The 7423-nt window shown below is 61.6% G+C and carries 7 protein-coding genes; all 7 read right to left on the reverse strand.

Annotated elements, in window-relative coordinates; genetic code table 11:
- Window positions 1-100: 100 nt before the first annotated feature.
- Window positions 101-934: an ABC transporter ATP-binding protein gene (locus ABI546_RS02960; protein ID WP_348043945.1), complete on the reverse strand. Its 834-nt coding sequence runs from the start codon at window positions 932-934 to the stop codon at window positions 101-103.
- Window positions 927-1949 (reverse strand): branched-chain amino acid ABC transporter permease, encoded by a 1023-nt coding sequence (locus tag ABI546_RS02965; protein WP_348043947.1) that lies wholly within the window; start codon window positions 1947-1949, stop codon window positions 927-929. The genes ABI546_RS02960 and ABI546_RS02965 overlap by 8 nt, the downstream gene beginning before the upstream one ends.
- 145 nt (window positions 1950-2094) lie before the next feature.
- Window positions 2095-2958 (reverse strand): branched-chain amino acid ABC transporter permease, encoded by an 864-nt coding sequence (locus ABI546_RS02970; RefSeq protein ID WP_348043949.1) that lies wholly within the window; start codon window positions 2956-2958, stop codon window positions 2095-2097.
- Between the two features lie 8 nt (window positions 2959-2966).
- The gene (locus tag ABI546_RS02975) at window positions 2967-3593 is read right to left on the reverse strand and encodes a LysE family translocator (RefSeq protein WP_348043951.1); all 627 of its coding nucleotides are present in this window, start codon (window positions 3591-3593) and stop codon (window positions 2967-2969) included.
- A gap of 187 nt (window positions 3594-3780) precedes the next feature.
- Window positions 3781-4968, reverse strand: a complete 1188-nt coding sequence (locus ABI546_RS02980; RefSeq protein WP_348043953.1) for an ABC transporter substrate-binding protein — start codon at window positions 4966-4968, stop codon at window positions 3781-3783.
- A 186-nt stretch (window positions 4969-5154) separates the two neighbouring features.
- Entirely contained in the window at window positions 5155-6732 is a 1578-nt protein-coding gene (locus ABI546_RS02985) for a benzoate-CoA ligase family protein (protein WP_348043955.1), read from the reverse strand.
- Between the two features lie 96 nt (window positions 6733-6828).
- Window positions 6829-7423 (reverse strand): flavodoxin domain-containing protein (locus tag ABI546_RS02990; protein WP_348043957.1); only part of this gene is annotated, 595 nt, incomplete at its 5' end.

Genomic DNA, 7423 nt, shown 5'->3' on the forward strand with positions numbered 1-7423 from the left:
GATCGGTCGCCGCAGCGCCGGGCCGCCCCAAGCAAGGCCGGCCCCTGATGAAATGAAAGGGGCAGCGTGCCGCAGGCTCGATGTGAAAAGCGTGGGGGCATCAGTGTTCGCCCAGATATGCGGCTTGCACGCCTGCGTCGGCGCGGATTTGCGCCGGCGTGCCGCTCGCGATCACCTGGCCGTTGACCATCACGGTGAGCTTGTCGGCCAGGGTGAAGACGGCGTCCATGTCGTGCTCCACCAGCAGGATTCCATGGTTTTTCTTGATGGCCAGCAGCAGGGCGACCATGCGCTCGGCCTCGGCCACGCCCATGCCGGCCAGGGGTTCGTCCAGTAGCAACACCTGCGGCTCGGTGGCCAGCGTCATGGCGATCTCGAGCTGGCGTTGCTCGCCGTGGCTGATGGTGCCGGCGATGCTGTGTTTGCGGCTTTGCAGGCCGGCCAGCTCCAGCGCTTCTTCAGCCCTGGCATTGACTGCTGCAAAGTTTGTGGCCCGCTTGAGCCAGTGAGCGGTGTTCGGCTCGCGTGACTGCGAGGCCAGCCGCACGTTTTCCCACACGCTGAAGGGCAAAAAGATATTGGTCTTTTGATAGCTGCGGCCCAGGCCTTTGCCCGAGATTTTCTCGGGCGTCCAGCCGGTAATGTCATGCACACCCAGTGTGACGGTGCCCGATGTCGGCAGCAAGTCACCCGAAAGCAGATTGGTCAGCGTCGATTTGCCGGCGCCATTGGGGCCGATGACCGCGTGGATGTGGTTACGCCAAAGGTCGACCGAGACATCGTTGACAGCCGCCAGCCCGCCGAAGCGCTTGGTAAGGTTTTTTGCACTGAGGAGCAATTCGACCCCCTCGCTTTTCACTACGTGTAATGCGCTGCCCCCCGCGGGGGCTTGCACGCCTTGGGGAGGCTCGGCACTGCGCAGGACTTCACTCATGGCCAGCCTCCACCTTGTCTTTGCGCTGGGTGAATTTTTCGACCAGGCCCAGGATGCCGCGCGGCGCGAAGACCACCAGCAGCACAATGAACAGGCCCATCCAGAGCTGCCAGTGCTTGCCCAGGTTGACGCTGCCCACTTGAGGTAAGTCCTTGAAGACATGCAGCAGGTATTCAAACGCGAAGGCGCCGACGACGGCGCCGGCGAAGTTGCCCATGCCGCCCAGGATCACCATCATGATCGCGTGTGCGCTCATGTGAAAACCCATCAGTTCGGGGTTGATGTAGCCCGTTTGCGTGCCCCACAGGTAGCCAGCCAGCCCGGCCAGTGCGCCCGCCAGCGTGAAAGCCGAGAGCTTGTAGCCGAAAGTGCCAAAGCCCATGGCGCGCATGCGGTGCTCGTTCACGCGGATGCCGGCCAGCGTGCGGCCAAACGGGCTCCAGAGCATGCGGCGCAAAAAGGCATACACCAGCAGCAGGGCGCCGAGGGTGAAGTAGTACAACGTGAGCTTGTTGTCCAGATCAAACGGCACCCAGCCGAAGATGGCCGCGCTGGGCTTGAAGTTGACATACAGCCCGTCGGAGCCGCCCAGCACCTTGTTGTCAAAGAAGAGATAGAACACCATCTGCGCGAAAGCCATGGTGACCATGATGAAGTAGATGCCATGCGTGCGCACCACAAAAAATCCGATGATGAGCGCCGCCAGGCCAGAAGCCAGCACGGCCACAGGCAGCGTCCACCACAGGCTTACCGGCTCCCCGGCGGGTGTGAGAAAGGCCAGCGCATACCCCGCAAGGCCAAAGTAAGCCGCATGGCCCAGAGAGACCAGACCCGTCACGCCCTGCAGCAAATCAAGGCTCATCGCAAAGATCGCCATGATCATCATGCGGGTGACCATCTGGGTGTAGAAGTCGGTGCCGACAAAGGGGAAGGCGACGAGCGCGATCAGCCCGAGCCCAAGCGCCACCTGCACGCCGCGGGGCAATATCTCAAGATTTGCTTTTGCCGTGCTCATAGAGCCCCCACGCTCGTCACTTCGTGTACGTCGCTGCCCCCCGAGGGGGTCGCTGCGCCTGCGGCCTGGCAAAGCCAGTTCCGCGGCCCCTGCTTGCAAGGCAGTTTCTTGAAAAATCGTCCATTGGCCATTCTGGATATTGGATTCATTGCTTGAACAGGCCTTCGGGTTTCCAGAGCAGCACGGCCGCCATCAACATATAAACCAGCATGCCGGCCACGGACGGCAGCAGCACCTTGCCAAAGGTATCCACCAGGCCGACCAGCAGTGCGGAAATCAATGCGCCGCGCACCGAACCGATGCCGCCAATCACCACCACCACAAAACACATGATGAGCACCTGCGAGCCCATGTTGGGGTAGACGCTGGCTACGGGCGCGGCGATCATGCCCGCCACGGCCGCCAGGCCCACGCCCAGCGCGAACACCACGGCGTGGATCAGCTTGATGTTGATGCCCAGTGATTCGGCCATGTCGCGGTTAAAGGCGCCGGCGCGTATCTTCATGCCCAAGCGGGTTTTGGAGATCATGAAATAAAGGCCCAGCGCCAGCGCGATGCAAACACCGGACATGAAGAGGCGGTAGACGGGGTAGGAGAGGTTGTCGGTCAGCGGAATCGAGGCGCTGAGCAGCTCGGGAATCGTCACGCCGTGAACGTCGTCGCCCCAGAGAATGGAGCGCACTTCTTCAAAGATGTAGATCAGGCCAAAGGTCAGCAGCACCTGGTCGAGGTGGTCGCGTTGGTAGAAGTGGCGAAACAGCAGCCACTCCAGCGCCAGGCCGAAGGCAACCGACAGCACTGCACCGAGCACGATGGCCAGCGTGAGGCTGCCCGTCAGCGTGCTGAGCGACCAGGCGAGGTAAGCACCCAGCATGTAAAAGCTGCCGTGGGCCAGGTTGACCACACCCATGATGCCGAAGATCAGCGTCAGACCGGCAGCCAGCATGAACAGCAGCAGGCCGTACTGGACGCTGTTGAGCAGCTGGATGAGGAAGTTGGCTAGATCCATAAATCCAGTTAGGTGTGCCGACGTGTGAGAAGGAGCAGGCTGCCCATGAGGGTGAACAGCCCGCCTGAGACGCGATTGAACCAGCGCACGGCACGGCTGGAGCGCAGCATGGGCGCAATGCGCGAGACGCCGAGCGCGCAGCAGGTCAATACCGTGAACTCAAACGCCATGAAGGTGAGGGCGAGGATGGCGAACTGCGGCACAAAGGGCGCGTCCGGGTTCAGGAACTGCGGGAAGAAGGCTGCGAAGAACAGCACCGCCTTCGGATTGCTGGCACCGACGAGAAATCCACGCAAAAAGAATGAACGGCGCTGCGCCGGGGCTTCGCCGGCCGCAGGATCAAAAACGGCGGCCTCACTGCGAAAAGTTTTGATACCCAGCCAGATCAGGTATGCCGCGCCAATCACTTTCGCCACGGTAAAGGCAGTCTCGGACGCGGCAAGCAACGCCCCTAAGCCCATGGCAGACAACAGCATCACACAGAGCACCGCGCTTACGCTACCGGCCACCGAGGTCATGGCCTTGCGCGGGCCATGGTTGAGCGCATTCGTCATGCACATCAGCATGGTCGGGCCGGGCGTAAGGATCAGCAGCGCGACTGCTGCGACGTAGAGGAGATAAGTGGTGAGCGTCATGATTGAGAAGATAGCATTGCTAGAAGGCGGCAAGCACACGTCGTACCAGTTTGTTAAAAAGTGGGGGACGCGGCCGCCGCAATGCCCTCCCTGCCAGCATGAGCCGCGGAACCGGCTTTGCCGGGCCGCAGGCGGGCGGCCCCCTCGGGGGGGCAGGAAGCTACACGCAGTGAGCGACCGTGGGGGCTCAACTCATTTTGCAGCCGGCGCCGGAATCGGCGAGGGCCTTTGCTGCCACGCCGATCACCTTGTTTTCCTTGTTTTCGACCACGCGCAGGTACATGTCCTGCACCGGGTTGTGCGCAGGGCTCATGGTCCACTTGCCGCGCGGGCTGTCGATGACGGCGCTTTCCATGGCCTTGTACAGGGCAGGCTTGCTGCTCAGGTCGCCCTTGACGGCATTGGCACCCTGAATCAGCAGCAGGCCGGTGTCGTAGCCCTGCACGGCGTACACGTCGGGTTGCAGCCGGAAGGCCTTGGCGTAATTGAGGCGGAACTGGCCATTGCGCTGCGTGGGCAGCGAATCGCTGTAGTGCATGGTGGTGACGATGCCATCCGCAGCGGGGCCGGCGGCTTCGAGCACGCCTTCGGTCAGGAAGCCCGATCCGTACAGTGGAATCTTGCCCTTGAGGCCAGCAGCCGCGTAGTCCTTGATGAACTTGGCGGCACCGCCACCGGCAAAGAAGCAGGCCACGGCGTCAGGCTTGAGCGCGGCAATCTCGGTCAGCAAGGCCTGGAACTCGACTTGCGGGAAAGGCAGGCCCAGCTCCTTGACGATAGTGCCGCCCGCGGCGGTATAGCTTTCCTTGAAGCCTTCAAAAGCCTCGTCGCCGGCAGCGTATTTCCAGGTGATCCAGACGGCCTTTTTGTGGCCGCGGTCGATCATGGCTTTGCCCAGCGCACGCGTGGGTTGCGAGTTGGTGAACGACGTGCGGAACACATTGGGCGCGCACAGGCTGCGCGTGGCGGCGTGTACGCCGGCGTTGGGGATCAGGCTCAGTACGCCACTGTCGCGCGCGACTTTCTGGATGCCCATCTGCACGCCGGAGTGCACCGTGCCGACCAATACGTCGACCTTGTCGCGCTGAACCAGCTTGTTGGCGTTTTCAATGCCTTTGGAGGGCTCGGATTCGTCGTCGACCTTGAAGTATTCGATCTCCCGGCCGCCGAGCTTGCCGCCTTGCTCATTGATGGCCATGCGAAAGCCGTTTTCAATGGCCACGCCGAGCTGGGCGAACGTGCCGGTGTAGGGCAGCATGAAGCCCACACGCACCTTGCCGGACTGTGCACGCACGATTTCGGGCAGCAGAAGGCCGGTGGAGGCGGCACCGATAACGGCAGCACTGCGGGTCAATACAAGTCGGCGTGAAGTCATGAAAAAGCTCCTGGTTGAGACTGAAAACCTATGGCGAATAGTAAGCGGCAGGTGAGCTGGCGGTCCTAGTGTAAAACCCGAGATTGAAGATTAAATTGTTTATGCCTAAAGCAATAGCCGTGCCCGATTCACTCCGGATTCACGCAGGTGAACCGAAAAAATCCGGCGGCCTGTTGCGCTTGCATGTCAGCGCGGCCCGCGCAGCTTGAAGCGCTGGATTTTGCCGGTGGCTGTTTTGGGGAGCTCACTCACAAACTCGATCCAGCGCGGGTATTTATAGGGCGCGAGCTGCAGCTTCACGTGGGCCTTGAGTTCATCCGCCGTGGCGGCTTGTCCGGCCTTTAGCACCACATACGCTTTGGGTTTGACGAGTTCGTCGGCGTCTGCCATGCCGATCACTGCGACTTCGAGCACGGCGGCATGTGTCATCAGGCAGGCTTCGACTTCGAACGGCGAAACGTAAATGCCGCCGACCTTGAGCATGTCGTCGCTGCGCCCGCCATAGGTATAGAAGCCTTCAGCGTCACGCGTGTATTTGTCACCGCTTTTCGTCCACTCGCCGGCAAAGGTGGCTTTGGTTTTGGCGCGGTTGTTCCAGTACATGATGGCGGCGCTGGGGCCGCTGATCTGCAGTTCGCCGATCTCGCCGTCGGCGCATTCACGGCCGTCGTCGCCGATGATGCGCAGCGCGTAGCCCGGCACCGCCTGGCCGGTCGTGCCGTAGCGCACCTGCCCGGGGCGGTTCGACAAAAAGATGTGCAGCATCTCGGTGGAGCCTATGCCGTCCAGGATTTCACAGCCGTACTGCGCCGTCCATTTTTTGCCGATTTCGGCGGGCAGGGCTTCACCGGCGCTGGTGCACACGCGCAGGCGCAGCTCGGACTTCGACGGGCGGGCCGGGTCGGCCAGCAGGGCCGCATACAAAGTGGGTACGCCGTAAAAAATGGTGGGCTGGTGCTTTTTAAGTAGGGCAAACACGTCACCCGGCGTGGGCCGCGCGGGCAGCAGTACCGTGGTGGCGCCCACGCTCATCGGAAAAGTCAGCGCATTGCCCAGGCCGTAGGCAAAAAAGAGCTTGGCAGCGGAATAGACAACATCGGACTCCTGGATGCCGAGCACGCCGCGGCCATACAGCTCGGCCGTCTGGATCAGGTGGCTGTGCAGGTGCACGGTGCCTTTGGGGGCGCCGGTTGAGCCGCTGGAGTAAAGCCAGAAGCAGACCTCATCGGCGCAGGTGTCTGCTATGGTTTTGGTAGCTGGTTGCGCACGCAGCATGCCGGCCAGGGTCGGATACGACGCGGATTCTTCAATGCCGGCGACGATCACGGCCTTTAGTGCGTTCATCTTTTTGAGCAGCGGCTCGAAGGCTGGAAGCAGGGTGTTTGAGACGATAAGTCCCTGTGCCCGCGAGTCGCGCAGCATGAACTCGAAGTCCTGCGGGGTGAGCAGGGTGTTGGCCGCCACGGGCACCACACCCGCCAGAATGCAGCCGAGAAACGCTACGGGCCATTGCGGCGTGTCCAGCATGGCCAGAAGCACCCGGCTTTCAGGGGGGACTCCCTGGGCACGCAAGGCGTTGGCAAAACGGTGGGCCTGGTCGGTGAGCTGGCCGTAAGTCAATGCCTCGCCGCTGGCGGCGTCGACAAAAGCCGGCTTGCTTGCGCGGCCGGCGTTGCGCTGCAGCAGGTCGTGCGCTGCGTTGTAGTGGCGCGGAATGGTTACCTGCGGCGGGCTTGCCGAATGGTCGGCGCTGCTTGCTTGCATGCTTGTCTCCAGATGGCTCTTGCTATTATTTTGGTAGCTGCTTGCGCACGCGTATCAAGCGCTACGGGGCAATTTCTTATAAATCTATGGTGTGGATCATGCGGTGGCCGGGCTTGCCCCCAGCGTTTGCAGCGCGCTGGTGAGCCACTGGCGGCACCACTCGGTGCCTTCTGTTTCAGGCATGGTGCCGCTGCTCGCGTCGTGGCACCAGATATCGCCGATGCGCTGGGCACCCAGGTCTTGCAGGCGTTCGTCAAACTTCTTGCCGCCGAAGCAGAAGGTCTGCATATAGGTACGGTCGCCCAGTGCAATGACGCCGTAACGCACATGGCCCAGGAACTGCGGGTTGGCGTTCAGGGATTCGTACAGTGCGCGGGCGTTGTCGGGCACATCGCCGGAGCCATAGGTGGAGCTGCAGATGAGATAAAGTGCATCTTCTGCCTTTGCGGCATCAAAGACGCTGATGTCCAGGTTGTCCATCAGTTCGACTTCTATGTCGCTGACCAGGTCGGCGCAATCCATCTGAATAGCCTGTGCAACATAGTCAGCGGTACTGGTCATGGTACCCACGAGGATTTTGAGTTTCATATTTATTCCGATCATCTGGGCTTGGCCTGTCCTGAGCTTGTCGAAGGGCGAAGGGCGAAGGGCGAAGGGCGAAGGGCGAAGGGCGAAGGGCGAAGGGCGAAGG

Origin of the sequence: Polaromonas sp. (genome assembly GCF_039932935.1) — a bacterium.
Lineage (GTDB): Bacteria > Pseudomonadota > Gammaproteobacteria > Burkholderiales > Burkholderiaceae_C > Polaromonas.

What these genes read in the sequence shown, in the direction of transcription:
- ABI546_RS02960 (WP_348043945.1), bottom strand. Translation starts at nt 934, where the DNA reads ATGAGTGAAGTCCTGCGCAGTGCCGAGCCTCCCCAAGGCGTGCAAGCC.
- ABI546_RS02975 (WP_348043951.1), bottom strand. Translation starts at nt 3,593, where the DNA reads ATGACGCTCACCACTTATCTCCTCTACGTCGCAGCAGTCGCGCTGCTG.
- ABI546_RS02985 (WP_348043955.1), bottom strand. Translation starts at nt 6,732, where the DNA reads ATGCAAGCAAGCAGCGCCGACCATTCGGCAAGCCCGCCGCAGGTAACC.
- ABI546_RS02980 (WP_348043953.1), bottom strand. Translation starts at nt 4,968, where the DNA reads ATGACTTCACGCCGACTTGTATTGACCCGCAGTGCTGCCGTTATCGGT.
- ABI546_RS02965 (WP_348043947.1), bottom strand. Translation starts at nt 1,949, where the DNA reads ATGAGCACGGCAAAAGCAAATCTTGAGATATTGCCCCGCGGCGTGCAG.
- ABI546_RS02970 (WP_348043949.1), bottom strand. Translation starts at nt 2,958, where the DNA reads ATGGATCTAGCCAACTTCCTCATCCAGCTGCTCAACAGCGTCCAGTAC.